This is a genomic window from Burkholderia sp. HI4860 (genome assembly GCF_002223045.2).
In the GTDB taxonomy this organism is placed as follows: domain Bacteria; phylum Pseudomonadota; class Gammaproteobacteria; order Burkholderiales; family Burkholderiaceae; genus Burkholderia.
The window spans coordinates 2154900-2180822 of the sequence record NZ_NKFO02000001.1; the positions used below are offsets into that span (position 1 = coordinate 2154900).

General features: G+C 68.4%; 22 protein-coding genes and 1 pseudogene. 14 read left to right on the forward strand and 9 right to left on the reverse strand.

Translation table 11 applies throughout. The features are described 5' to 3' along the window. The first annotated feature begins 23 nt into the window (after nt 1-23). The 5 genes and pseudogenes from CFB34_RS09660 to CFB34_RS09680 form a co-directional block, all read left to right on the forward strand. The gene (locus CFB34_RS09660; protein WP_089442689.1) at nt 24-1388 is read left to right on the forward strand and encodes an aromatic acid/H+ symport family MFS transporter; all 1365 of its coding nucleotides are present in this window, start codon (nt 24-26) and stop codon (nt 1386-1388) included. A 98-nt stretch (nt 1389-1486) separates the two neighbouring features. Further along, nucleotides 1487-1837: a metalloregulator ArsR/SmtB family transcription factor gene (locus CFB34_RS09665; protein ID WP_089442688.1), complete on the forward strand. Its 351-nt coding sequence runs from the start codon at nt 1487-1489 to the stop codon at nt 1835-1837. After that, the gene (locus CFB34_RS09670; RefSeq protein WP_089442687.1) at nt 1827-2261 is read left to right on the forward strand and encodes a YeeE/YedE family protein; all 435 of its coding nucleotides are present in this window, start codon (nt 1827-1829) and stop codon (nt 2259-2261) included. Before CFB34_RS09665 ends, CFB34_RS09670 begins: the two co-directional genes overlap by 11 nt. Before the next feature lies 1 nt (nt 2262). Beyond that, nucleotides 2263-2685 (forward strand): DUF6691 family protein, encoded by a 423-nt coding sequence (locus CFB34_RS09675; protein WP_089442686.1) that lies wholly within the window; start codon nt 2263-2265, stop codon nt 2683-2685. A gap of 33 nt (nt 2686-2718) precedes the next feature. Next, a pseudogene (locus CFB34_RS09680) lies at nt 2719-3027 on the forward strand (PLP-dependent aminotransferase family protein); the annotation flags it as partial. An 81-nt stretch (nt 3028-3108) separates the two neighbouring features. On the opposite strand, the gene CFB34_RS09685 reads toward CFB34_RS09680, so the two are convergent. The 3 genes from CFB34_RS09685 to CFB34_RS09695 all read right to left on the reverse strand — a co-directional run bounded on the left by CFB34_RS09685 (nt 3109) and on the right by CFB34_RS09695 (nt 6337). Next, on the reverse strand, nt 3109-3384 hold the full coding sequence (locus CFB34_RS09685; RefSeq protein WP_011355479.1) for a hypothetical protein: 276 nt from the start codon (nt 3382-3384) through the stop codon (nt 3109-3111). A gap of 95 nt (nt 3385-3479) precedes the next feature. Beyond that, nucleotides 3480-4817, reverse strand: coding sequence for a cytochrome c peroxidase (locus CFB34_RS09690; protein WP_242808640.1), 1338 nt, complete (start codon nt 4815-4817; stop codon nt 3480-3482). Between the two features lie 56 nt (nt 4818-4873). Continuing rightward, nucleotides 4874-6337 (reverse strand): metallophosphoesterase, encoded by a 1464-nt coding sequence (locus tag CFB34_RS09695; RefSeq protein ID WP_089442685.1) that lies wholly within the window; start codon nt 6335-6337, stop codon nt 4874-4876. A gap of 191 nt (nt 6338-6528) precedes the next feature. Between CFB34_RS09695 and CFB34_RS09700 the strand changes: the two genes are divergently transcribed. Continuing rightward, a complete protein-coding gene (locus CFB34_RS09700; protein ID WP_089442684.1) occupies nt 6529-7377 on the forward strand; it encodes a class I SAM-dependent methyltransferase in 849 nt (282 codons plus the stop codon). A 99-nt stretch (nt 7378-7476) separates the two neighbouring features. Here the strand turns inward: CFB34_RS09700 and CFB34_RS09705 are convergent, their stop codons facing one another. From CFB34_RS09705 to CFB34_RS09725, 5 genes are all read right to left on the reverse strand, one after another. Continuing rightward, nucleotides 7477-7788 carry a hypothetical protein gene (locus tag CFB34_RS09705; RefSeq protein WP_089442683.1) on the reverse strand — a complete coding sequence of 104 codons (312 nt, stop codon included), beginning with the start codon at nt 7786-7788 and terminating at the stop codon, nt 7477-7479. Nucleotides 7789-7840: 52 nt separating this feature from the next. Beyond that, entirely contained in the window at nt 7841-9862 is a 2022-nt protein-coding gene (locus tag CFB34_RS09710; RefSeq protein ID WP_089442682.1) for a BCCT family transporter, read from the reverse strand. Nucleotides 9863-10178: 316 nt separating this feature from the next. Then, on the reverse strand, nt 10179-11366 hold the full coding sequence (locus CFB34_RS09715; RefSeq protein WP_089442681.1) for a porin: 1188 nt from the start codon (nt 11364-11366) through the stop codon (nt 10179-10181). 111 nt (nt 11367-11477) lie between these two features. Next, the gene (locus CFB34_RS09720) at nt 11478-13898 is read right to left on the reverse strand and encodes a glycoside hydrolase family 31 protein (protein WP_089442680.1); all 2421 of its coding nucleotides are present in this window, start codon (nt 13896-13898) and stop codon (nt 11478-11480) included. Between the two features lie 27 nt (nt 13899-13925). After that, nucleotides 13926-15197: an MFS transporter gene (locus CFB34_RS09725; protein WP_089442679.1), complete on the reverse strand. Its 1272-nt coding sequence runs from the start codon at nt 15195-15197 to the stop codon at nt 13926-13928. Between the two features lie 468 nt (nt 15198-15665). Here CFB34_RS09725 and CFB34_RS09730 point away from each other — a divergent pair, with 468 nt between their 5' ends. The 8 genes from CFB34_RS09730 (at nt 15666) to CFB34_RS09765 (ending at nt 25010) form a co-directional block, all read left to right on the forward strand. Beyond that, nucleotides 15666-16610: a MurR/RpiR family transcriptional regulator gene (locus tag CFB34_RS09730; RefSeq protein ID WP_089442678.1), complete on the forward strand. Its 945-nt coding sequence runs from the start codon at nt 15666-15668 to the stop codon at nt 16608-16610. Continuing rightward, nucleotides 16607-17608: an isoaspartyl peptidase/L-asparaginase gene (locus tag CFB34_RS09735; protein ID WP_089442677.1), complete on the forward strand. Its 1002-nt coding sequence runs from the start codon at nt 16607-16609 to the stop codon at nt 17606-17608. The genes CFB34_RS09730 and CFB34_RS09735 overlap by 4 nt, the downstream gene beginning before the upstream one ends. Nucleotides 17609-17637: 29 nt before the next feature. Next, nucleotides 17638-19545: a dipeptide ABC transporter ATP-binding protein gene (locus CFB34_RS09740; RefSeq protein WP_089442676.1), complete on the forward strand. Its 1908-nt coding sequence runs from the start codon at nt 17638-17640 to the stop codon at nt 19543-19545. A gap of 95 nt (nt 19546-19640) precedes the next feature. Further along, the gene (gene gsiB, locus CFB34_RS09745; protein ID WP_089442675.1) at nt 19641-21203 is read left to right on the forward strand and encodes a glutathione ABC transporter substrate-binding protein GsiB; all 1563 of its coding nucleotides are present in this window, start codon (nt 19641-19643) and stop codon (nt 21201-21203) included. 79 nt (nt 21204-21282) lie between these two features. After that, nucleotides 21283-22203 carry a glutathione ABC transporter permease GsiC gene (gene gsiC, locus CFB34_RS09750; protein ID WP_085037810.1) on the forward strand — a complete coding sequence of 307 codons (921 nt, stop codon included), beginning with the start codon at nt 21283-21285 and terminating at the stop codon, nt 22201-22203. Nucleotides 22204-22210: 7 nt separating this feature from the next. After that, a complete protein-coding gene (gsiD, locus tag CFB34_RS09755) occupies nt 22211-23104 on the forward strand; it encodes a glutathione ABC transporter permease GsiD (RefSeq protein ID WP_046547604.1) in 894 nt (297 codons plus the stop codon). Then, nucleotides 23104-24186 (forward strand): P1 family peptidase, encoded by a 1083-nt coding sequence (locus CFB34_RS09760; protein ID WP_089442674.1) that lies wholly within the window; start codon nt 23104-23106, stop codon nt 24184-24186. Before gsiD ends, CFB34_RS09760 begins: the two co-directional genes overlap by 1 nt. Continuing rightward, nucleotides 24183-25010 (forward strand): M55 family metallopeptidase, encoded by an 828-nt coding sequence (locus CFB34_RS09765; protein ID WP_089442673.1) that lies wholly within the window; start codon nt 24183-24185, stop codon nt 25008-25010. The genes CFB34_RS09760 and CFB34_RS09765 overlap by 4 nt, the downstream gene beginning before the upstream one ends. A 38-nt stretch (nt 25011-25048) precedes the next feature. Here CFB34_RS09765 and CFB34_RS09770 read toward each other — a convergent pair whose 3' ends face one another. Beyond that, entirely contained in the window at nt 25049-25828 is a 780-nt protein-coding gene (locus CFB34_RS09770) for an alpha/beta hydrolase (protein ID WP_089442672.1), read from the reverse strand. Nucleotides 25829-25923 lie beyond the last annotated feature (95 nt).

Genomic DNA, 25923 nt, shown 5'->3' on the forward strand with positions numbered 1-25923 from the left:
GCCTTCCTGGAGGAGACACCATCATGACCGATACGCTGTCCATCGACGTCAGCGAATGGATCGACCGGCATCGCGTGGCGCCGTTTCAGGCCGCGATCGTCGTCCTGTGCTTTCTGATCGTCGCGATCGACGGTTTCGATACCGCATCGATCGGGTTCATCGCCCCCGTCATCCGTGCGGAATGGGGCCTGTCGCCCGCGCAGCTCGCACCGGTGTTCGGCGCGGGGCTTGCCGGGCTGATGGCCGGCGCGCTCGTGTTTGGGCCGTTCGGCGACCGGTTCGGCCGCAAACGCCTGCTGCTCGCGTGCGTGGCGTGCTTCGGCATCGCGAGCGCCGCGTCGGCGAGCGCCGGCGGCCTGACCGAGTTGATCGCGTGGCGCTTCGTGACCGGGCTCGGGCTCGGCGGCGCGATGCCCAACGCGATCACGCTGACGTCCGAATACTGCCCGGCGCGGCGCCGTTCGCTGCTGGTGACGACCATGTTCTGCGGCTTCACGATCGGCTCCGCGCTCGGCGGGCTCGCGGCTGCGTCGTTGATCGAACATCACGGCTGGCGTTCGGTGCTCGTCGTCGGCGGCGCCGCGCCGTTGTTGCTGCTGCCGGTGCTCGCGTGGCGGCTGCCGGAATCGGTGCGCTATCTCGTCAATACAGGCGCGGCGCGCGAACGGATCGCGGCGATGCTCGTTCGTATCGCGCCGGATCCGCATCTTGCGAACGCGTCGTTCATCGCGCCCGCCGGCAAGCCGGCCGGGTCGCCGCTCGGCCGCCTGTTCGGCGCCGACCTGCTGCGCGGCACGCTGCTGCTGTGGCTCACGTTCTTCATGAGCCTGCTCGTGATCTACCTGCTGTCGAGCTGGCTGCCGACGCTGCTGCGCACGACTGGCGCGACGCTGCAGACGGCCGCGCGCGTGACCGCGATGTTCCAGATCGGCGGCACGCTCGGCGCGATCGTCCTCGGCGGGCTGATGGACCGCTTCGATCCGCATCGCGTACTGGCCTGCAGTTATGCGGCGGCCGGCGTATTCGTCGCCGCGATCGGCGTGTTTGCCGAATCGCCGTGGGGTGCCGCGCTCGCCGTGTTCGCGGCCGGCTTCTGCGTGTCGGGTTCTCAGGTCGGTGCGAACGCGCTGTCGGCTGCGTTCTATCCGACCGAGTGCCGCACCACCGGCGTGAGCTGGGCGAACGGGATCGGCCGGGGCGGCTCAGTCGTCGGATCGATGGCGGGTGGCGCGATGCTGGCGATGGGCGTGCCGTTGTCGACTGCGTTTGCCGTCGTCGCGGCGCCGTGCTTGATCGCGGGGATGGCCGTGCTGGCGCTCGGTGTGGTGCGTGCCGATTCGACGCGCGTGACTGCCGCGAAGGCGATGGCGGGCGAGCAGGCCACTTGAGCGAAGGAGGCGGTGTAAGGCCGTCTGCCGGCAAACGGCGAGGAGCATCATTATATAAATCAATATAATATTGATGCTTTAATTGTTCCTCTGCGCCGATGAACGACGATCTTTCCACCGGGTTGCCGGAACCCGACCCGATGCGCGCGGCCGCCGAATCGGCCTGCGCGCTGCTCAAGGTGCTGTCGAATCCCGACCGGCTGCTGCTGCTCTGCGAACTGTCGCAAGGCGAGCGCTGCGTCAGCGATCTCGAGACGGCGCTGGATATCCGCCAGCCGACCCTGTCGCAGCAGCTCGGCGTGTTGCGTGACAACGCGCTGGTTCGCACACGCCGCGAGGGCAAGAACATCCATTATTCGCTCGACAGTCCGGCCGCGATCGCGGTGATGGGCGTGTTGTACGAACAGTTCTGCGGCCCGACCGCGAAGGGGCGGCGCGATGCAGCTTGATGTGCTTCATTTCACGCCGTGGCTGTCGCTGGCCGGTGGCGTGCTGATCGGGCTCGCCGCTGCTTGGCTCGTTGCGTTCAACGGCCGGATTGCCGGCATCAGCGGCATCGTCGGCGGTCTGCTCACGGCACGCGCGGGCGAGCGCGATTGGCGCGCCGCGTTCGTCGCCGGGTTGATCGCCGCACCGCTTGCGATGTACGTCGCAGGGAATCGTATGACGCCGCAGGTCGATGCAGGCTGGGTCGACCTGGTGGCGGCCGGGCTGCTGGTCGGCCTCGGCACGCGCTATGCGGGCGGTTGCACGAGCGGCCACGGCGTGTGCGGGATGTCGCGCGGTGCGCTGCGCTCGGTGGTCGCGACGGTGGTCTTCATGGTAGCGGGCTTCGTGACCGTCTTCGTGCGACGGCACGTGCTGGGAGGCTGACATGCAGGCAGGATTCGCGTTTCTGGCGGGGCTGCTGTTCGGCGTCGGTCTCATCGTGTCGGGCATGGCCAATCCGCAGAAGGTGCTCGGTTTTCTCGACCTTGCGGGCCGCTGGGATCCGTCGCTCGCGTTCGTGATGGCCGGCGCGATAGGCGTGGCCGTGTTCGCGTTCGCGTGGGCGAAGCGCCGGACGCGGACGTGGCTCGGCTTGCCGATGCAGTTGCCTGCCGCGCGTGCGATCACCGTGCGGCTGGTTGCCGGAAGTGCGGTGTTCGGCATCGGCTGGGGGATCGCCGGGTTCTGCCCGGGGCCCGCGATCGTGTCGATCGGCTTCGGGTCGGCGAAGGGGATCGTGTTCGTCGTCGCGATGCTGGCCGGGATGGCGGTATTCGAATGGGTCGAGCGGCGCAGCAGCGTGCGGTGATGTCGGGGCTGCCGCGTGCCAGGCAGGGTGCGGCGGTTGCGCGTGCAGCGCGACGCGACGATCGATGCGATTGCGCGGCATTTCCCGGCCGGAACGCGGATGAACCAGCCGCCGGGCGGGATGCTGCTGTGGATCGCGCTGCCGGACGGCGTGCGCCCGGAGCCGCTGTTCGACGCCGCGCTCGCGCACGGAGTCAGGATCGCGCCCGGTTCGATCTTCTCGAATTGCGACCGCTTCGACGGCTATATCCGGCTCGCTTGCACGCGCGTGTTCGATGCGGCGCACGAAGCGGCATTTGAAACGCTCGGCCGCCTCGTACGGGAAGCCACCGCGGCCACGTAAGCACGGTGTCGGCCGGCCGGGCTAGCGAATGCGCAGGCCCACCGGCTTTCCGGGCCACCGACGCGGCGAGCCGCCGCCATTTCATCGGCTGGCCGAGTGCGTGGCGAGGTGCTGGCGGATCAACGACAGGTAACGATCGCCGACCGAGAAATCGCGCGCAGCGCGCGGCCGTTCGGCCTGGCGCAGCGTGGCCGGTGCGCTCATGCCCAGATACCGGCATACGGCGGACGGGAAGGGCTTGCGCGTATGCCCGAGCTGGCGAGCCGCGCGCTCGACGCGGGCATCACCGACCTGAGCGCGGAGCCACGCCAGCACTTGGCGATCGGCTTCGTTGACGATACGGACCAGATGTTCCATCGCGCACCTCACTGTTCATAAATACAGTACTGTAAATATAACCAGTGTTTGCGGCGACCGCAAGCGAGTCCGTCCAGGCTGGCCGTTCGGCCAGGTCAGCGACCCGGTACGGCGGTTCGCGTGATCCGGCCAGCAGGGGCCGGGGGCGCCACAGGAGCAGCAATCTTCGTATAGCGCGCGTCAGTCAGCGTGCCGAGGAACGCGACGATGTCGTCGATTTCCGCGTCGCTCAACGCGGGCGGCGTGCCGGGCCGGCGGTTCATCGGCGTCGAGTTGACGTTGATGTTGCCGCGGTAGGCGGCCGGCACGTCGTCGAACGTTCTGGCCCCGTGATACCAGAAGCCCGGGTCGGTCGAGCGCGTGTTGTAGAACGCGACCGCGTCGCGCAGCGTCGTGAACACCCCGTTGTGCATGAACGTCTGCTTGACCGCGACGTTGCGCAGCCCCGGCGTGCGCAGGTAGCCGCACCATTGCGTCGGCTCGGGCCAGCGCAGCCGCCTTGCGGTGTCGCACAGCCCGTTGTCGAAATGGCGCGGATCGCGGTTCGCCGGCAGCGCGCGGTTACGTGGCACCGCGATCGCGTCGTAGCCAAAATCGGTGAAGAGCGAACGCTCCGGGCGGCTCGATGTTTCCGACAGCGTATGGCAGCTCATGCAGTTGCCCTTGTCGGGATTCCGGAACAGCGCGAGGCCGCGCATTTCGGCCGGCGCGAGCGGCTTGCGCGTGCGCAGGAACGCATCGAAGCGCGACGTGAACGGCGCCATCTCGTCGCTCTGCAGATAGGCCTCGACGGCCAGGCCCAGCGCACGCATCAGTTGCTCGGGATCGCGCCGCACCGGCGCGCCGAAGCGCGCGGCGAGCTCGGGCGCGAGTTCGGTCGCGTCGACCTTGCGCAGCAGCGCGGCCGGCGACGGGTTGTTCATCTCGTTCGGATCGAACAGCGGCCCGCGGATCTGCTCGGCGAGCGTATCCGCGCGGCCATCGCTGAACAGGCCGCCGAACGGCGACGGCGCGGGCGCGTCGTCATCCTGATAAAAGTGGCGGCGCGGCACGTAACGCACATAGAGCAGCGACGGCGCGTTGCGCTGGCTGAAACGCCCGGGCCGGCTGCCCTCCGGCACGCCGGGCCCCGCGAGCGAGGCGGCCGACAGCGTCGGCGCGAACGCGCGGCCCGGATCGTGGCAGCCTGCACACGACATGCCGCGCGGCTCGGACAGCCGCGGATCGAAGAAGATCCGGCGGCCGAGTGCGACGAGCGTCGGGTCGGGCGCGAAGCGCGCGGTCGCCGCATCGATCTTGCCTGTCACCTGCGGCGTGCCGTTGCCGATCGTATCGACGACCCGTGACGGCGGCGCACCGGGAAGCAGGACCGTTTCGGCCGGCGCGGCGTGAGCTGCGAGCGCCAGGCCGGAGAATACGGCCGCCGCGGCCAGCGTGCGCAGCGTTTGCAGGCCGCCCGCATGGCGGCCGTCACATCGAACCCCTTCACTCACGGCGCAATGAACCCCGTCTTGTCGCAGGCGAGCGTCGTGCCCGACTGGTTGCACGACACGAGCAGCTTGCCGGCCGCCGAATACGCGTGGAACACCCAGCCGGTCGCCGGGGCGGCGCGGCGTTCCATGATCAGGAAGCCGAAGCTGTTGTTGTGCGACAGCCGCTCGATCACGGCGCCCGGTGCGGGCGTCAGGCCGGCCGGGAACGGGTCGGGCAGCGCGACGTCGAGATTGTCGCCGCCGTTGCCGGACACGATCGTCGCCGGATGCCCGGACGAGAAGTTGATCGCCTGGAAGTCGTGCACGTGCCCGTGCAGCGCGACGTGCACGCCGGGCGGGTAGTACGCCTGCGCGTTGAGGCTCGACATCACCGACTGCAGCGCGAGGTTGCCCGGCGCGGGCGTGCTGCCGGCGATCGGCGCGAACGCGAGGATCGGATGATGGTTCGTGAAGATCGTCGTGGTCATGCCGGCCTTCGACGCGAGTGCGGCGACCGTTTGGAACTGCTTCTGGTAGATGCCGAATTGCGCGTCGGTCGTCTTGAGCGGCGTGCGGCCGACCTTCGCGGTGTCGAACACGATCACCTGCGAGCCGCCGCCGAGCGACACCGCATAGGGTTCCGAATAGTTCGCGTTGTTGTCGTTGGCCGGATCGTCGCACGAGCGCGCGGCCGAATACGGGCGCGGATCGAGGAAGCGGAACCAGCCTTGGCCCGCCCGCGCGCATTCCTCATGGTTGCCGCGCACGACGACCCACGGCGCCTTCGCGAACAGCGGCGCGGCCGGGCGGAACAGGTCGGCCTGCCACGTATCCCAGCCATAGCCCCACGGGCTGTCCTTGCAGCCGGCGATGTCCGGCGGGCACGCGTTCTCGCGATAGTGATAGTCGCCGATGTGCATCACGAGATCGGGCGACAGCTTCGCGACGCTGGCCGCGATCGTGTCGAGCGGCCATGCCGATGCGTCGTTGCACGCCTGCCACGCGTTGTCCGCCTTCTTCATGCGGCAGCCGGTGTCGGCGATGATCGCGATGCGTTGCGGCTGCGCCTTCGGCAGCGGCAGCGTGCGGCCCGCGACGCTTGCTGACTGCGCGCCGGCCGGCAGCGTCATCTCGCAGACGGACACCGGGAAGCTCGACGGCTTCGAATCGGCCGGATCGCTGGCGGTCGGCCGCTGGGCGAGGGTCGCGGCGCCTGCGCGCACGGACATGCGCGACAGCTTGCCGTCGACCGTCAATTGCGGGCACAGCGGATCGCCGGCCGACGCGGGCGTGTAGTTCGTGATGACGCGCGCGATCGCCTGGTTCGACTCGCCGATCTCGACCCATGCGGCCTGGACGTTGACCGACGCACTCGCCGGATCGTCCGGCGAATCGATGTGGTTCGAGCACGCGAACAGCACGGCGAGGGCAGCAAGGGGAGCGCAGCGCACGAGCAGCGCGCGCGTGAGGAGTCGTCGCATGGGAGGCACCGTAGGAAAGTCGTCAACGATACGCAGCGCGAATGTAAGAAATGTGAAAAGACGGGGCGCTTGCATACGGGCCGGGCATCGACATCGCGATGGGGCAGGTCGCGGCCGGAGGCCTTGACTTCAAGCCGGCTTGAAGCAGCAAAGTGCAATGCACGATCAACGAACCAGAAGGGGAAGCGACGATGGAAACCAGCCGGCCCAATGACGAACAATCCGCGCTGTGGAACGGCCCGTCGGGGCGTGCGTGGGTCGACACGCAGGCGCCGATCGACCGGATGTTCGAACCGCTGGCGCAGTTGCTTGTGGATGCGGCGGCTACGTCGTCCGCGCGCCGCGTGCTCGACGTCGGCTGCGGCACGGGCGCGGTGACGCTCGCGATCGCGCGGCGGCTCGGCGCGGACGCGCAATGCACGGGCATCGATATCTCGGCCCGGATGATCGACGCCGCGCAGGCGCGCGCCGAACGCAGCGGCGTTCACGCCCGTTTCGTGCGTGCGGATGTGCAGACTCACGCGTTCGAGCCCGCGAGCGTCGACCTGATCGTGTCGCGCCTCGGTGTGATGTTCTTCGACGATCCGGTGCGGGCCTTCGCGAATCTGCGGCAAGCGGCGCGGCCGAATGCGCAGATGCGGTTCGTCGCATGGCGCAGCGCGGCCGACAATCCGTTCATGACGGTCGCCGAGCGGGCCGCCGCGCCGTTGCTGCCGAACCTGCCCGCCCGGCGGCCCGGCGCGCCGGGGCAATTCGCGTTCGGCGACCGGCAGCGCGTTGCGTCGGTGCTGTCGGACAGCGGCTGGGCGGACATCGCGATCGAGCCGGTCGATCTGGCGTGCGCGCTGCCTGCTTCCGCGCTGGACGATTACATCTCGCGGCTGGGCCCGGTCGGGCTGGCATTGCTGGAGGTGGACGAGGCGACCCGGCGGCGCGTGGTCGACACGATGCGTGCCGCGTTCGCGCGTTACGTGGAGGGTGCCGATGTGCGCTTCGACGCGGCATGCTGGCTCGTGACGGCGCGGGCACCGTCCGCGTAACGCGTTGCGATAAAGAGGCAGGTCAAGGAAGGGGCGGCCGGCTCGCCCCGCGCGTGGCCGTTCGCGCGGGACGAAGCCGGGCCGCGTGACGTACGCGCGTCAGTGTCGCCGCGCGCGCAACATCAACCACGCGCATCCGCCGGCGACCAGGGCGAGACCGAGCAGCACGGCTTCGACGCCGAGCGCAAACCCGGGCGGCATGTTCCCGGTATCCGGCATCGGCGACAGGTTGATGCCCATCGCGATGACGCCGCCGGCGAGCAGCGCCGCGCAGACGATCCAGTAGACCTTGCCGCGGGGTGCCGCGGCCCGGATTCGCCACAGCGCGATGCCGGCGCCGCCGAGGTAGAGCACGGCGAGCGTGCCGAGCGCGATGACGTCGGAGGCGCGGCTTTGCAGGAGTCCGGTCATCGTGCCGCTCCGTCGTGGATGGCGAACCGCCACGGCGTGGCAAGGGCGGCGTTCATTCGGCCTCCGTCGCATGCCCCGGCGCGCGGCTCAGCAGATGCGTGCGCTTGTCGGCCGCGAGCGACACGTAGCGTTCGTACTGGCGCAGCACATCGGCAATCACTTCGTCGCCGCGCAGGTATTCGACGTCGTAGCCGAGCCGCCCGTCCTCGAAGAACGTGACGATCCCGTACACGTGGGCCCGTTCCGCTTCCGGCTCGGCCGCCTCGCGCACCAGGAACGCGGCCGCGGATTTCACCGTCACGCGCACGCCGTATACGAAATCGCGGTGGTCGGCGGTCGGCACGGTGAGCCGCACGGCGTCGTCGCTGTCGCGCTGCACGTTCGCATCGACACCGCTCGCGCGCAGCTCGTCGGCGACCTTGCGCAACGCGGGCTCGACCGTCTCGGCGACGAACTGGCGCGCTTCGGCTTCGGTCGTCTGCCGCAGGATGTGCGTGAGGCGATGGCGCCAGTGCTGGCCGGTCCAGAAGCTCGTCGCGGGCGCGACGTCCTGCGAATAGTGCACGCGGTCGGCCGCGAGGCCGCGCCACAGCCCGTAGCAGAGCGCGATCATGATGATCGCCACCGGCAGCGCGGCGATCAGCGTCATCGCCTGCAATGCGCCGAGGCCGCCAGCGACGAGCAGCACCCCGGCCGTCACGCCGAGCAGCGCGGCCCAGAACAGCCGTTGCCACACGGGCGACTGCGCATTGCCGCGCGTCGCGATCTGGTCGATCACGAACGCGCCCGAATCGGCGGACGTGACGAAGAACACCGCGATCAGCACGATCGCGACGATCGACAGCCCTTGCGACAGCGGCAGGAAGTCGAAGAAGCGGAACAGCAGCGCGTCGACATTGGTGGCCGTCTGCGCGAGCGCGCCGGCCGCGCCGTGCGTATCGAGCCAGATCGCGCTGTTGCCGAACACCGTCATCCAAACGAGGTTGAACGCGGTCGGCACGAGCAGCACGCCGATCACGAACTGGCGGATCGTGCGGCCGCGCGAGATGCGCGCGATGAACATGCCGACGAACGGCGACCACGACACCCACCACGCCCAGTAGAGGATCGTCCAGCCGCCGAACCAGCCTTCCTCGCGCGGCGACGCGTACGCATAGGTGCGGAACGACAGGTCGACGAGATGCGACAGGTACTGGCCGATGTTGTCGCCGAGCGCGCGCAGCAGGAACGACGTCGGGCCCGCGACGACCACGAATGCGAGCAGCAGGAACGCGAGCAGCAGGTTCAGCTCGGACAGCCGCCGCACGCCCTTGTCGAGGCCACTCGCGGCGGAAGCACCCGCGAGCAGCACGACCAGCACGACGAGCCCGATGCGGAACGCGTTGCCGCTGGTGTCCCAGCCCACGACCGTGTGCAGGCCGGCGCTGATCTGCATCACGCCGTAGCCGAGCGTCGTCGCGATGCCGGCGACCGTGCCGACCAGCGCGAACGCGTCGACCGTGTGGCCGATCCAGCCGTTGATGCGTTCGCGCAGCACCGGATACAACCCCGAGCGCAGCGTCAGCGGCAGGTTGTAGCGGAAGCCGAAATACGCGAGCACGAGCCCCATCAGCCCGTAGATCGCCCACGCATGGAAGCCCCAGTGGAAGAAGGTCATCAGCATCGCCTCGCGCGCGGCGGCGGGCGTGCCCGGGTCGACGGTCGGCGGCTTCAGGAAGTGCTGCATCGGCTCGCCGACGCCGAAATACATGAGGCCGATGCCCATGCCGGCCGCGAACAGCATCGCTGTCCATGACACGAAGCTGAATTCGGGTTCGGCGTCGTCGGGGCCGAGCCGGATGTTGCCGAAGTCGCTGGCGGCGATCAGCACGAGAAACACGAGGAAGCCGGTCACGGCGAGCACGTAGAACCAGTCGAAGCGTGCGATGACCCATTGCTGGCCGGCGGAGAACAGCGCGCCGGCTTCGCTCGGGCGCAGCGCGCAGACGACGAGCAACGCGCCGATGACCGCGAGCGCGGGCAGGACGACCTGCGGCTTGAATGTCGTGCGGGGCGAGGGACGGGAATCTGGCATGGCTGGCATCCAGTTGTGGGCGCAACGAGGCGCGACGCCGCCCGACGCGCGTGTCGCGCGTCGGACCCTGATACGGCGTGCGTCGAGTGTAGCGCGGTGTCAGGACTGCAAGAAGGGGCATGCAGAAGGGAAAACCTGACGAATTGTAAGGTATTGGCGAGGTCGAGAAAACCCGCGCGGTTCGCGCGGCGCGCGCACGGGCCGCCGAAAACGCTTCGTGGGCCGTGTGCGAGGTGCCCGGACGGCACGCATGGAATGCGCGAAATGCGTGTCGCCCGGGGCAGGGGCAGCGCGCCGAAGGCGCTGCCGCGAGGGTTCAGAACGTGACGGCGATCCCGACCATCCCGACGAACTGGCCATGCGTGGTCGATGGCGTGAGCTGCTGCGAATCGCCGACGATCGGCGCCGCATCGATCACGTGGCCGGCGCCTTGCGCACCGAGCGTTTGCCCGCTCGAATGCGTGTACGCCTGCAGCGCATAGAGCGTCGTGCGCTTCGACAGGCTGTACGACTCCTTCAGCGAAACCTGCTGGTAGCGGGCCGCACTGTTGATGCCGTTCGCCTTCGACGCGAGCGTGTACGCGAACGCGCCGGCCACCGAGAATGTCGGCGTGAAACGGTACGCGGCGAGCGCGCCGTAGGTGTTGAACACGGCCGTGTCCGTGAACGCCGAGCCGTTGCCGGGCAGGTACTTCACGTTCGAGTAGTTGAGCCCCATCGTCAGGTCGCCGAGCGTGTAGTTGCCGGCCGCCGCGACCTGCTCGACGGCCTTCGCGGTCAGGTAGCCCTGGTTCAGCACGGATACCGCGAAGCTGCCCGACGCGGCGGTTGCCGGATTCAGGAAGCCCGCCGACGAGCCCGAGCTGTTGATGCGCAGGTAGCCGGCCGCGACGCCGATCGGCCCGTTCGCATATCGCAGTGCGGCGCTGAACGTGTTGCCCTTGCCGGTCGCGCCGGCAATGCCGCCGAACGCGTACATCGCGCTGGCGGTCAGCCCGGCGAAGGTCGGTGACGTATAAGTGACCGAGTTGTTCACGCGGATCGTCGTGTCGAGGCCGTCGATGTCGCCCGGATGCGCGCCCGTCGCGCCGGTCAGCCAACTGCTCGACGCGTACGGGCCGACGAACAGGAAGTAGGGCGTGTACTGGCGGCCCGCCGTCATCGTGCCGTAGTGATCGTTGCGCAGGCCGACGAACGCCTGGCGATTGAAGATCAGGCCGGCGGCGGATTGCGCGCCGTTGTTGAGGTTGAAGCCGGACTGCAGGTCGAAGATCGCATGCGTGCCGCCGCCGAGATCCTCGTCGCCGCGCAGCCCGAACTTCGACGCATACAGGTTGCCGTCGCGCATGTAGACGTTCGAGTGGCCCTGCTGGTTGTTCACGTACGCGAGCGAATCGTCGACGACACCGTACAGCGTCACGCTGCTCTGCGCGTGGGCGGCGATCGTGCCGAGCGAGGCGGCCGATAAAATCAGGATTGCATAGCGGTTGACGGGTGCTTTCATTGACGATCTCCAGATCTCTTCATCTTCTCAAGGTGGGCGGGAGGCTCGGTCCCCTCCTCTGTGGCGGGCGACGGGCCGCGCGAACGGCCCGTCTGGCGCGGGTGACGCGGTTCAGCTGTCGAATGCGACGACGAGGCGGCGCCATGCGCCGTCCCGCGCATCCTGCTCGATGCGCGCGCCGCGCACGTTGACCGGGCCTTGCAGCGATGCGGGCAACAGGATTTCGACGCGGTCGGCCGGGCGTGCCGGGCGGCCGTCCCAGCGCACCGATACGCCGAGCGCGCCCGACGCTTCGCGGCCGGTCTCGATGCGCCACAGCCCGTATTCGCCGTCGCGCCATGCTTCCGTCTCGCCATCGTCCTCGACGCATTCGCCGTACGCGACGCCGTCCTCGATGCGCGGCGCAACGAGGAAGCCGCGCGTGTCGGCGCGCGCGCCGAAATGCTGTTCCGCGACGTTCAGCGGCAGCACGCGGCCCTCGCGCAGCAGCATGACCGGCGAGTCGAGCGGCGCGGGCAGCGTCACGCTCGCGCCGCCGTCGAACGCTTGCGCGCTCGCGCAGCACATCCAGCGCGCGCCCGACGGCAGGTAGACGGTGCGCGCCGTCAGGCCGGGATCGACGACCGGCGCGACGAGCAGCGCGTCGCCGAGCATCATGTCGTCACATGCGTCGTAGCAGCGCGCATCGCCAGGGAAGTCGGCGAAGGTCGGCCGCAGCACGGGCTCGTAGCGCGTCGTCGACAGCCACAGCAGGTGATAGAGGTAGGGCAGCAGCCGGTAGCGCTGCTTGATCAGCGACGCGATCCGCGCGGTGATCTCCGGGTACATCCACGGTTCGTTGACGGTGCCGTCGTCGTTCCACGAGTGGATGCTGAAGCGCGGCATGAAGATGCCGAACTGCACCCACCGCAGCAGCAGCTCCGGCGACGGCGCGGGCCCGGAGAAGCCGCCGATGTCGTGACCGATGTTCGACACGCCCGACAGCGCGAGCCCGAGGCCCATCTTCAGGTTGTAGCGCAGGGTTTCCCACGACGTATAGTTGTCGCCGGACCAGGTCTGCACGTAACGCTGCATGCCGGCGCCGCCGGAGCGCGACACGAGGAACGGCCGCCGCGCCGGCGCATGCGCGCGCTGCGCGTCGCGCGACGCGCGCATCATCAGCATCGTCTGCAGCACCTTCGCTTCGCGCGCGGGATACGGCTGGCCGAAGCCGTGCGCGATCGCGTCGGGCGACCAGATCTCGTACTCGTTGTTGTCGTTCCAGGTCGACTCGATCCCGTATTCGAGCAGCGCCGACGTGACCTGCTCGCGCCACCAGCGGTACGCATCGGGCTGCGTGAAGTCGAGATACGCGCCGACCTCGTCCCAGAACTGCACCCATGCGGGCTCGCCGGACGCCGAGCGGATCAGCAGCCCGCGCCTGGCCGCCTCTTCGAATGCGGGGTGGTCGCGCAGCAGGCACGGCTTGATGTTCGCGCACAGGCGGATGCCGTGATCGCGGTAATGCTTCACGAAGCCCTTCGCGTCCGGAAACTTGTCGCGGTTCCAGTTGAACACGTAGCGCTTCGCGCCGATCGACGTATAGCCCGACGACAGGTGGAACGAATCGCACAGGATGTCGTGCGTGTCGCACTGTTCGACGAACTGGTTCATCTGCTGCTGCCCGTCCGGCGCATCGGTATAGCTCATCGTCGAGCCCGAATAGCCGAGCCCCCATTTCGGCGTGCGCGCAGGGCGCCCGGTGAGCCACGTGAAGCGCCGCGCGGCCGCGAGCGGCGTGTCGGGCGACGCGATGAAGTAGTAGTCGAGATCGCCGTGCTCGGCGACGAAATAGCGGTACGGGCCGTGATAGTTGTCGAGCTCGCGGCCCATGTCGAACGCGCAGTCCGACAGCGTGTCGTAGAACAGCCCGAATCCCTGGCACGCAGCGGGCGACCACGTGATGTAGAACGGGATGTGCTTGTACAGCGGGTCGGTGTGCTTCGCGCTGTAGCCCATCGCGTCGATGTTGCGCATCTCGAAGCGCGCGCCGGTGCGGTCGAGGTCGCCTGCGCGTTCGCCGAGGCCGAACACCTTGTCGCCGCGCTCGCGGGCGACGTAGTGATACGCACGATCGTCCCACCAGCCGAAGTTGTACGCCTGCGTCGCGCGGTCGGCGAGTGCGATGCGCCACGTACCGTCCGCGCCGCGCATTGACCACGTGCAGTGGCCGCCTTGCCGGCGCACCACGACGCGGATCTGCGCGGTTTCGATGCACACGGCATCGTCGTCTTCGACGAGCGTATAGGCGGGCAGCGCGAAGCCGTCGAGATCGAGGCGGTCGCGACCGTCGAGCGGCACGTCGTCGAGGCCCGGCGCGATCGACCACGTGCGCGGGTTGCGCGCCGTCGCGTCGGGCAGCACGCGCACCCGCACGATGTCGTCCTCGAGCACGAAGATTTCAACGGTCGCGCCTGCGTCGGACGCGAGCAGCACACGGTTCGCGTGCTGGCCGGCGACGCGGAACACGGGCGGATGAAGAAGCGAAGTCATGAATGCGATTCCTGGTAAAGGCGAAGGTCAGGCATGCTGGGCGAGCAGGCGTTCCTGCTTCGACTGCCCGCGGATCAGCACCGCGAGCAGCGTGACGCCGATGATGTCGAACAGGCCGAGGCACGCGAACAGCGGCGCGTAGCCGATCTTGTCGGCGAGCGCGCCGACCAGCAGCGAGAAACCGAGCCCGCCGATCCACGCGGCCATCCCGGCGAAGCCGCTCGCGGTGCCGACTTCCTCGGGATCGAACACGTCGGCCGACAGCGTGTTGACGAGTGCGGAGATCATCTGGTGCGCGAAGCCGCCGACGCAGAACAGCGCGATGGCCATGTACGGCGACGCGACGAGCCCGATCATCGCGGGACCGAGCATCAGCACCGCGCCGAGCGCAACGCCGGCAACGCGCGACCACACGAGCGGCAGCTTGAACCGTTTCGCGAGATACGGCGACAGGTAGCCGCCCGCGATGCCGCCGAGGTCGGCCGCGAGAAACGGCATCCACGCGAAGATCGCGATCTGCTTGAGCTCCATGTGGCGCTCGGTCGCGAGATACAGCGGAATCCAGAAGCTGAAGGTCTGCCACGCGGGCTCGGCGAAGAAGCGCGGCAGCGCGATGGCCCAGAAGCGCCGCGCGGTGACGACGTCGCGAATGCGGCGCTTTGACACGGGCGGCATCGTCGCCTGGCCGTCGCGAATCAACGCGCGCTCCTGCGGCGTGATGCGCGGATGGTCGGCCGGCGACCGGTACTGCGCGTACCAGAGCGCGGCCCACACGAAGCCGAGCGCGCCGGTGGCCATGAACGCGGCCTGCCAGCCGAACCGCATCGACAGGAACACGACGAGCGGCGGCGCGATCGCGGCGCCGAGCGACGTGCCCGCGTTGAAATAGCCGACCGCGACGGATTTCTCGCGATCGGGAAACCATTCGGCGACCGCCTTCATCCCGGACGGAATCGCGGCGGCTTCGAACAGCCCGAGAAAGCCGCGCAGGATGCCGAGCGACAGCCAGCCCGACGCGAAGCCGTGCGCGACGCCGACGATCGACCACAGCATCGCGAACAGCGCGAATCCGAGCCGCAGCCCGATCAGGTCGACGACGAAGCCGCACACGGGCTGCATGATCGTGTAACCGATCTGGAACGCGCCGACGATGTACGAATACTGCTGCGTCGAGATCGAAAAGACCTGCTTCAGCTCGGGGGCGAGCACCGCGAGGGAGTTTCGTGCGAGGTAGTTGAGGATCGTGCCGAGACATACGAGCACGATGATCCACCAGCGCAACGCCTTGACTGTCTTCACTGCTGTCTCCTGTCAGAGGGGTGGGCGCACAGCGCCCGCCGATCCGTAAGGGCCATCCGCCCGGGATGGCTTATTCGTTTTATTCGTACGATGTCCGATCTTGATGGGGGCGGATTACCCCCGCTTATATCGAAAATACGGTATTCGAACGAACATTTTGTCGTCATCGAGCTGCGATGTTATCTGACGACTGATCATTTTCGAGCATCCTATGTTCGAATTCGAATCCGGTCAACGTGAAAATGCATTCGAACGAACTTGCTCGGGGTTTTCCCGAGGAGCGCGGCCACGCGGCGGAGTGGGCAACGCACGGTCATCACGCGCCAAGGGCCGAGCGGCGGGGCTGTACGAGCGTCGGGTGAGCGAAAGGCGCGGGACCGGGCGTGACAAACCCTGATGAAAATTTATTTCTTTTCGAGACGGGAGTTGTGTAAATTCATTTTCATCATCCTTGCAACAACCCTGCGCATGACGCCTCTCATTCCGCCCGACGCCAGTCCCGACGAACCCGCGATCGCCGAGCGGATCGCGTCGGCGATGCCGTTGATGACGCCGATCCACCGCCGCATGGGCGAGTTCGTGCTCGCGAATCCGTTCCGCGCGGCGACGATGCGCATCGACGAACTCGCGCAAGCCGTGAACGCGTCGATCGCGACCGCGAACCGCTTCGCGAAGGCGCTCGGGTTCGATGGCTATCCGGCGATGCGCGCGGCGCTCGTGCGTGGCTTCGAGGCGACGCTCGGGCCGGTCGAGCGGCTGCGTTCCGCGCAGGAGCAGGAGTCGGGCGTGCGCGGCGCCGCGTGGATCGACGCGGTATTCGACCAGGCCGTCGCGAACATCGAGAACACGCGTGCGCAACTGGACGCAGCCGATGTCGAGGCCGCGGTCGAGGCGATCGTCGGCGCGCGGCGCGTGCTGATCCTCGGCGCGGGGTCGAGCGCGTTTCTGACCGGGCTGATGGAACACGGGCTGTCCGTCTGCCATGACAACGTGCAGTCGCTCGCGTTGCTCGGCGGCCCGTCGCACGCGGCGCGGCGGCTGTATACGGCCGACTCGCGCGATCTCGTGATCGCGCTCGCGTTTCCGCGCTACGTGAAGGACACGATCGAACTCGCCCGCCGCGCGGCGGCGCGCGGTGCCCGCGTGCTGGGCATCTCCGACGGCCCGCAATCGCCGCTTGCGCCGGTCGCGTCGCTGAACCTGTACGTCAAGGCCGAACGGCGTTTCGCGGCCACGTCGGAAGCCGCCGTGCTCGCGATGATCGAGGCGCTGATCGATGCGGTCGCGCTGCGCACGCACCGGTCCGCTAAATCCGCCGCCGAGATGACCGAATTCCTGCTGCCGTGGCTCATGCAGCCGCAAGCGACGCCACCGGCCGCCAACCCTTCTACTCACCGTCCGAAAAAAACATGACTTCACCCGCGATCGTGGCGATTCACGGCGGCGCAGGCACGATCCTGCGCGAGGCGATGGATTCCGACACCGAACGTCAGTACCGTGCCGAACTGACCGCCATCCTGACGGCCGCGCAGCAGGTGCTGGCCGATGGCGGCAGCGCGCTCGACGCCGTCACCGTCGCGGTGCGGATGCTCGAGGATTGCCCGCTGTTCAACGCCGGGCGCGGCGCCGTCTATACGGCGGAAGGCAAGCACGAACTCGACGCGGCGGTGATGGATGGCGCGACGCTCGGCGCCGGCGCGATCTGCTGCGCGACGCGTGTGCGCAATCCGGTGCTGGCCGCGCGGCGCGTGATGGAAGTCAGCGAGCACGTGCTGTTCGCCGGTGAGGGCGCCGATGCGTTCGCAGCCGCTCAGGGGCTCGAACTCGCGGAACCGGGTTACTTCCACACCGAGGCGCGTCACGCGCAGTGGGTCAAGGCGCGCGCAGCGGCGGGCGCCATGCTCGACCACGACGCGGCGACGTTCACGTTCGGCGCTTCGCAAGCGCAGCCGCAACCGGCCGAACCGCTCGACCCGGATCGCAAGCACGGCACGGTCGGCGCGGTCGCGTGCGACCAGCATGGCCACATTGCAGCGGCGACGTCGACGGGCGGCATCACGAACAAGCAGCCGGGGCGTGTCGGCGATTCGCCGATCATCGGCGCGGGCTGCTATGCGGACGACGCGACCTGCGCCGTATCCGCGACGGGCACCGGCGAGATGTTCATCCGGCTCGCGACCGCGCATGACGTGGCCGCGCAGATCGCGTATCGCGGCGCGTCGCTCGCCGATGCCGCGCACGACGTCGTGATGAACAAGCTGCCGCGCCTCGCGGGTCGCGGCGGGATCATCGCGGTCGATGCGCACGGCAACGTCGCGATGCCGTTCAACACCGAAGGGATGTACCGCGGCTATGCGCGCGTCGGTGAAGCACCGGTGGTCGGCATCTATCGCGACGACGACACGGCCTGATTCCCGACCGCACGAGAAGGAGACCCACGATGACTTCGAGCCGTAACCCGTCCGGCCTGGTGCTGCCCGAGCAGCGCGTGGTGGCCGTCGACGACCTGTCGGTCACGTTCCGCCGCGAAGGCGCGACGTTCGACGCGGTACGCAACGTGTCGTTTCACGTCGATCGCGGCGAGACGCTCGCGATCGTTGGCGAATCGGGCTCGGGCAAGTCGGTCACGTCGCTCGCGCTGATGCGGCTCGTCGAGCACGGCGGCGGCGCGATCACGAACGGCCGGATCGCGTTCCGTCGGCGTGGCGGTGCGATCGTCGATCTCGCGCAGGCCAGCGGCGCGACGATGCGCGGCATTCGCGGCGCGGATATCGCAATGATTTTCCAGGAGCCGATGACGTCGCTGAACCCGGTGTTCACGGTCGGCGACCAGATCAGCGAGGCGATCGCGCTGCACCAGTCGAAAAGCCTGTCGGAAGCGCGCGCGGAAACGCTGCGGCTGCTCGAGCTCGTGCGCATCCCCGAGGCGCGCCGCGTGTTCGCGCGCTATCCGCACCAGTTGTCGGGCGGGATGCGGCAGCGGGTGATGATCGCGATGGCGCTGTCGTGCCGGCCGTCGCTGCTGATCGCCGACGAGCCGACCACCGCGCTCGACGTGACGATCCAGGCGCAGATCCTGCAACTGGTGCGCGGGCTGCAGGACGAAATGAACATGGGCGTGATCTTCATCACGCACGACATGGGCGTGGTGGCCGAAGTGGCCGACCGCGTGCTCGTGATGTATCGCGGCGAGAAGGTCGAGGAGGGCGAGTCGGATCGCATCTTCGCGGCGCCTGAGCATCGCTACACGCGCGCGCTGCTCGCGGCCGTGCCGAAACTCGGCTCGATGCAGGGCACCGATGCACCCGAGAAATTCCCGCTGCTGAAGGTTGACGGCGCAAACGCGGCAACCCCGGCGGCGTCGCCCGCACCCGCGGCGAACGACGCTGCGCAGCCGCCCGTCGACCCGTCCGCGTCGCCGATCCTGCGCGTGCGCGATCTCGTGACGCGCTTCCCGGTGAAGAGCGGCGTGTTCGGCCGTGTGTCGCAATACGTGCATGCGGTGGAACGCGTGAGTTTCGAGCTGCGCGCGGGCGAGACGCTGGCGCTGGTCGGCGAATCGGGCTGCGGCAAGTCGACCACCGGCCGCTCGCTGCTGCGCCTCGTCGAATCGCAGAGCGGCTCGATCGAATTCGACGGCCGCGACATCAGCGCGATGAAGGGCGCGGACCTGCAGGCGCTGCGCCGGAACATCCAGTTCATCTTCCAGGATCCGTTCGCGTCGCTGAACCCGCGCCTGACCGTCGGCTTCTCGATCATGGAGCCGCTGCTCGTGCACGGCGTCGCGAGCGGCCGCGAAGCGCAGGCGCGCGTCGACTGGCTGCTCGACAAGGTCGGCCTGCCGCCCGAGGCCGCGCGCCGCTATCCGCACGAATTCTCGGGCGGCCAGCGCCAGCGGATCGCGATCGCGCGCGCGCTCGCGCTGAACCCGAAGGTCGTGATCGCCGACGAATCGGTGTCGGCGCTCGACGTGTCGGTGCAGGCGCAGATCGTCAACCTGATGCTCGACCTGCAGCGCGAGCTCGGCGTCGCGTACCTGTTCATCTCGCACGACATGGCGGTGGTCGAGCGCATCAGCCATCGCGTCGCCGTGATGTATCTCGGCCAGATCGTCGAGATCGGCCCGCGCCGCGCGGTGTTCGAGGCGCCGCAGCACCCGTACACGAAGAAGCTGATGAGCGCGGTGCCGGTGGCCGATCCGGCACGCCGGCACGCGCCGCGCCAGCTGGCGGCGGACGAAATCCCGAGTCCGATCCGTGCCGTCGGCGACGACCCGGTCGTCGCGCCGCTCGTCGCGGTCGGCCCCGATCATTACGTCGCGACGCATCGCGTCGGCGGCGCGTACTGAAGCAATGCGTCGCCACGGCGATGCACGAGCGTGCAGGAAGTCGAAACCGAAACGCCCGTGAGGCGTCACCGATTCACCGATAGGAGCCCAGCAACATGACCAAGCAGCATCCGTTCCCGATGTTTCGTCCGCGCGCGTGTTTCGTCGCGCTTGCCGGCGCGTTCGCGCTGTCGGCCGCGGTGCCCGCGTTCGCGCAGCAGACCGCGGTGATGGCGGTGGATTCGACGTTCACGACGATGGACCCGTACGACGCGAACGACACGGTATCGCAGGCCGTCGTCAAGTCGTTCTACCAGGGGCTGTTCGGCTTCGACAAGGACATGAAGCTCGTCAACGTGCTGGCGACGAGCTACGACGCGAGCCCCGATGCAAAGGTCTACACGATCAAGCTGCGCCAGGGCGTGAAGTTCCACGACGGCACCGATTTCAACGCGGCGGCCGTGAAGGCGAACTTCGACCGCGTGACCGATCCGGCGAACCACCTGAAGCGCTACAACATGTTCCGCGTGATCGAGAAGACCGAAGTGGTCGATCCGTACACGGTGAAGATCACGCTGCGCGAGCCGTTCTCGGCGCTGATCAACACGCTCGCGCACCCGTCGGCCGTGATGATCTCGCCGGCCGCGCTGAAGAAGTGGGGCCGCGACATCGCGCTGCATCCGGTCGGCACCGGCCCGTTCGAGTTCGTCGAATGGAAGCAGACCGACGACCTGAAGGTGAAGAAGTTCGCCGGCTACTGGAAGAAGGGCTACCCGAAGATCGACGCGATCGACTGGAAGCCGGTGGTCGACAACAACACGCGTGCCGCGCTGATCAAGACGGGCGAAGCCGATTTCGCGTTCCGCATTCCGTTCGAGCAGGCGGCCGACCTGAAGGGCAACCCGAAGGTCGACATCGTGGAGCGGCCGTCGATCGTGCAGCGCTACGTGTCGCTGAACATGCTGCAGAAGCCGTTCGACAACCCGAAGGTGCGCCAGGCGCTGAACTATGCGGTGAACAAGGAAGCGCTCGCGAAGGTCGCGTTCTCCGGCTTCGCGACGCCGTCCACCGGCGTGGTGCCGCAGGGTGTCGACTATGCGACGAAGCTGGGCCCGTGGCCGTACGACCCGGCGAAGGCGCGCGCGCTGCTGAAGGAGGCCGGCTATCCGAACGCCTTCGAGACGACGCTGTGGTCCGCGTATAACAACTCGACGTCGCAGAAGGCGATCCAGTTCGTGCAGCAGCAGCTCGCGCAGGTCGGCGTGAAGGTGCAAGTGCAGGCGCTGGAGGCCGGCGAGCGCGTCGCGAAGGTCGAGAGCGCGCCGGATCCGGCGAAGGCGCCGGTGCGGATGTACTACATCGGCTGGTCGTCGTCGACGGGTGAAGCGAACTGGGCGATCACGCCGCTGCTCGCCGGCGCGTCGGCGCCGCCGAAGCTCGTCAACACCGCGTACTACAAGAACGACACGGTCGACGGCGATCTGACGAAGGCGCTCGAGACGGTCGATCGCGCGAAGAAGACCGACCTCTACGCCGATGCACAGAAGCAGATCTGGACCGATGCCCCGTGGATCTTCCTCGTGCAGGAGAAGATCGTCTATGCGCGCAGCAAGCGGCTGCAGGGCGCGTACGTGATGCCGGACGGCTCGTTCAACTTCGACGAAATCTCGCTGAAATGACAGTGGTGATGACGGCGGTTCGTCCGCCACGCGGTGCCGGCGGCGCGAGCCGCCGGCACGCTGAATCGATCGGTGCCCCATGCTGAATTTTCTCGTCAAACGCCTGTTCGGCCTGCTGCCCACGCTCGCGATCGTCGCGGTGCTGGTGTTCCTGTTCGTCCACCTGCTGCCGGGCGACCCGGCGCGGCTCGCGGCCGGCCCCGAAGCCGACGACGCGACGGTCGCGCTCGTGCGTGCCGATCTCGGGCTCGACCGGCCGCTGCCCGCGCAGTTCGTGAACTTCTTCACGAAGATCGCGCACGGCGACTTCGGCATGTCGACGCGCAGCAAGCGGCCGGTCTCGACCGAGATCGGCGAGCGCTTCATGCCGACGCTGATGCTGACGCTTGTCAGCATGGTGTGGGCGACGGCGTTCGGGATGGCGATCGGCATCGCGTCGGCGGTGTGGCGCAACCGCTGGCCCGACCGCCTCGGCATGACGCTCGCGGTGTCGGGCATTTCGTTTCCCGCGTTCGCGCTCGGGATGCTGCTGATGGAAGTCTTCTCGGTGAAGCTTGGCTGGCTGCCGGTCGTGCCGGACGGCTCGTGGAAGAGCTACGTGCTGCCGTCGCTGACGCTCGGCGCCGCGGTCGCGGCGGTGATGGCGCGCTTCACGCGCGCGTCGTTCGTCGAAGTGCTGAACGAGGATTTCGTGCGCACCGCGCGTGCGAAAGGCGTGCACGAGCCGATGGTGGTGCTCAAGCACTGCCTGCGCAACGCGATGATTCCGGTCGTCACGATGATGGGGCTGCAGTTCGGCTTCCTGCTCGGCGGCTCGATCGTCGTCGAGGTCGTGTTCAACTGGCCGGGGCTCGGCCGCCTGCTCGTCGACGCGGTGACGATGCGCGACTACCCGGTGATCCAGGCGATCGTGTTGCTGTTTTCGCTCGAGTTCATCCTGATCAACCTGACCGTCGACGTGCTGTACGCGGTCATCAACCCGACCATCCGGTTCAAGTGAGGCGCGCATGAACGCGACAGTCCAGACCGCGGCGCCGGCCGCACCCGCCGCGATCCGCACGCCGTGGCGCGAATTCTGGCGCAAGTTCCGCAAGCAGACCGTCGCGCTCGTCGCGGGCGGCTTCGTGCTGGCGCTCGTCGTGCTGGCGTTCGTCGGCCCGCACATCGTGCCGTTCGATCCGGAGAACTATTTCGACTACGACGCGCTGAACGCGGGGCCGTCGGTCGTGCACTGGTTCGGCGTCGATTCACTCGGCCGCGACATCTTCAGCCGGATCGTCGCGGGCACGCGCATCTCGCTCGCGGCCGGCTTCTTCTCGGTTGCGCTCGGCGCGGTGATCGGCACGTTCTTCGGGCTGCTCGCCGGCTACTACGAAGGCTGGTGGGATCGCATCACGATGCGCGTGGCCGACGTGCTGTTCGCGTTCCCGGGCATCCTGCTCGCGATCGGCGTGGTGGCGATCCTCGGCAACGGGATGGTCAACGTGATCTGCGCGGTCGCGATCTTCAGCATCCCGGCGTTCGCGCGGCTCGTGCGCGGCAACACGCTGATGCTCAAGCACATGACCTATGTCGAGGCCGCGCGCAGCATCGGCGCGTCGGACTGGACGATCATCATGCGGCACATCCTGCCGGGCACCGTGTCGTCGGTCGTCGTCTACTTCACGATGCGGATCGGCACGTCGATCATCACGGCCGCGAGCCTGTCGTTCCTCGGGCTCGGCGCGCAACCGCCGACGCCGGAGTGGGGGGCGATGCTCAACGAGGCGCGCGCGGACATGGTGACGGCGCCGCACATCGCGATCTTCCCGAGCCTGGCGATCTTCCTGACCGTGCTCGCGTTCAACCTGCTCGGCGACGGGCTGCGCGACGCGCTCGATCCGAAACTGGAGCGCCGCTGATGCGCCACTCTCCGATGTGGACGGCGACGCTGCCGGCCGGGCCGCGCGGCACGATCACCGACGTGCCGGGCGTGACGGTCGGCCATTGCACGCTCGATGCGGGCAACGTGCAGACGGGCGTGACCGTCGTGAAGCCGCATCCGGGCGACGTGTACCGCAGCAAGGTGCCGGCGGGGGCGGCGGTGATCAACGGCTTCGGCAAGAGTGTCGGGCTCGTGCAGGTCGACGAGCTCGGCACGCTCGAGACGCCGATCGCGCTGACCAATACGTTCGGCGTCGGCGCGCTCGCGCAGGCGCAGATCCGCGCGGCGATCGCGGCGAATCCGCAGATCGGCCGCGACTGGTCGACCGTCAACCCGCTCGTGTTCGAGTGCAACGACGGCTATCTGAACGATATCCAGGCGTTCGCGGTCACGCCCGAGCATTACGACGACGCGTGCCGCGCGGCATCGCGTGACGTCGCACGCGGCGCGGTGGGCGCGGGGCGCGGGATGTCGAGCTTCGACCTGAAGGGCGGGATCGGTTCGGCATCGCGCGTCGCCATTGCGGCCGGGCGGCCCTATACGGTCGGCGCGCTCGTGCTCGCGAATTTCGGCCGGCTGCCGATGCTGACGCTCGGCGGCGTGCCGCTCGGGCGCATCGTCGCGCAACGGCGTGCGGCCGAGGCCGCGCATGCGGCGGCGCCGGAGCAGGGCTCGATCATCCTGCTGCTGGCGACCGATACGCCGCTCGATGCGCGGCAACTGTCGCGGCTCGCGCGCCGCGCCGGTGCGGGGCTGGCCCGCACGGGCTCGGTCTACGGGCACGGCAGCGGCGACATCGCGCTCGCCTTCTCCACCGCCTACACGGTCGCGCACGACGCATCGACGCTCGCGCTGCCGGCCCTCGTCGCCGATGCGGCGCTCGATCCGCTGTTCATGGCCGCGGCCGAAAGCGTCGAGCATGCGATCGCCGACGCGCTGCTGCAGGCCGTGACGGTGGCCGGGCGCGACGGCCACGTGCGGCAATCGCTGCGCGATACGGTGCCCGATCTCGATCGCCTGTTCAACGAAGGCCACGAAGGACGTCTTACCCTGTCATGAAAATCCTGATTTCGACCGACATCGAAGGCGTCGCCGGCGTATTCGCCATCGAGCAGACGCGCGCCGGTAATCCGGAATATGAGCGCGCGCGCCGCTGGATGACCGCCGAGGCGAACGCGGCGATCGAAGGCGCGTTCATGGGCGGCGCGCAGGCGGTGTGGGTCAACGATTCGCACGGCGGTTTTCGCAACCTGCTGCCCGACGGGCTCGATGCGCGTGCGCGTGTCGTGCTCGGCAAGCCGCGCATGCTCGGGATGATGACGGGCCTCGAACAGCAGCCCGATCTCGTGTTCATGATCGGTTATCACGCGAAATCGCAGACGCGCGGCGTGCTCGCGCACACGATCAACAGCTTTGCGTTCACGCAGGTCTGGCTGAACGGCGTCGAACTCGGTGAAGCCGGGCTGTACGGTGCGCTGGCGCGCGAATACGGCGCGCACGTCGCGCTGGCCACGGGCGACGACGTGTTCGCAGCGGAAACGCGGCCGCTGTTTCCGGATGCGCATTTCGAGACGGTCAAGACGGCCGGCGGCGCGTCGAGCGGCGATACGCTCACGCCCGCCGCGTCATGTGCGCGGATCGCCACGGCTGCGCGCGAAGCGGTTGCGCGCGCATTGTCGGCAGGCGTGCGCGCCGGCGCCCATCGGCCCGCGCCGGCCGCGTGCACGCTACGCGTGCAGACGGCGGCGCTGGCCGACCTGTTCTGCGTGCTGCCGTCGCTGGAGCGCGTCGATGCGGTGACGCTGCGCTTCGACGGGCCTTCGGTCGAGCATGTGGTGCGCACGCTGAACAGCTTGTCGGCGATGTCGTTCATGCTGCGGTGATGCGCATGACCGCCATGCTCGTTGCGCGCCGCGCGTCGTCAGGGGTTGCCGACGGGGTTCGTCGTCACGGCGAGCAGGAACGCTTCCATCGCGGCGACCAGCGCGAGCGGCGTCTCGTTCATCGGGTAGTGGCCCGCGTTGCGCAGCACGTCGACGGTGGCGAGCGGATAACGCCGCAGGTAGGTGCGGGCCATCAGTGCCGCGTCGAACGCCGGATCGTGCTCGCCGATCAGCACTTTCACCGGATGGAGGCCGACGATCTCGTCGCCGAAATCCGTATCGGCCCACGCGCGGAAGTACGCGCCGAACGCCGGCGACGACGAACGGGCTGCCGAATACGCCGCTTTCCACTCGACCCAGGCGGCGGGCAGGCGGCCGCCGGTGCTGCGATCGATGATGGTCCGGCGATCGGCGACGTGGTCGGCGGCACGTTCGAATAGCGCACGTTTTTCGGCATCGAACGGCAGGCCGCCGCACGGCACGGGCGTGACCGGCACCAGCGCGCGCACGCGTTCGGGCGCGATGACGGCGATTTTCTCGGCCGCCATCGCGCCCATTGAATGGCCGACGATGCTGAAGGTCGCGAAATCGAGCGTGTCGGCCAGCGCGAGCGCGTCGGCGGCGATCTCGTCGATCGTGTAGTGGCCCGCTGCGTCGCGCATCCGGCCGTAACCTCGGTAGTCCATGAATACATAGCTGAAGTGCTGGCGCGACAGCCACGCTTCGACGGGTTCGAACGCGTGGGCGTCGCCGAACCAGCCGGGCAGTACAAGAACAGGGTGGGGGCCGTCCCCCACGCGATGAAACGTATTCGGCATGTCCGCTCCGATGCAGTGGTAATCCGGCCGATCAGGCCGACGGGTCTTGCGGCCGCGAGGTCGCGCAAGGGTGGAGCGGATCGTAGATCGCGCGA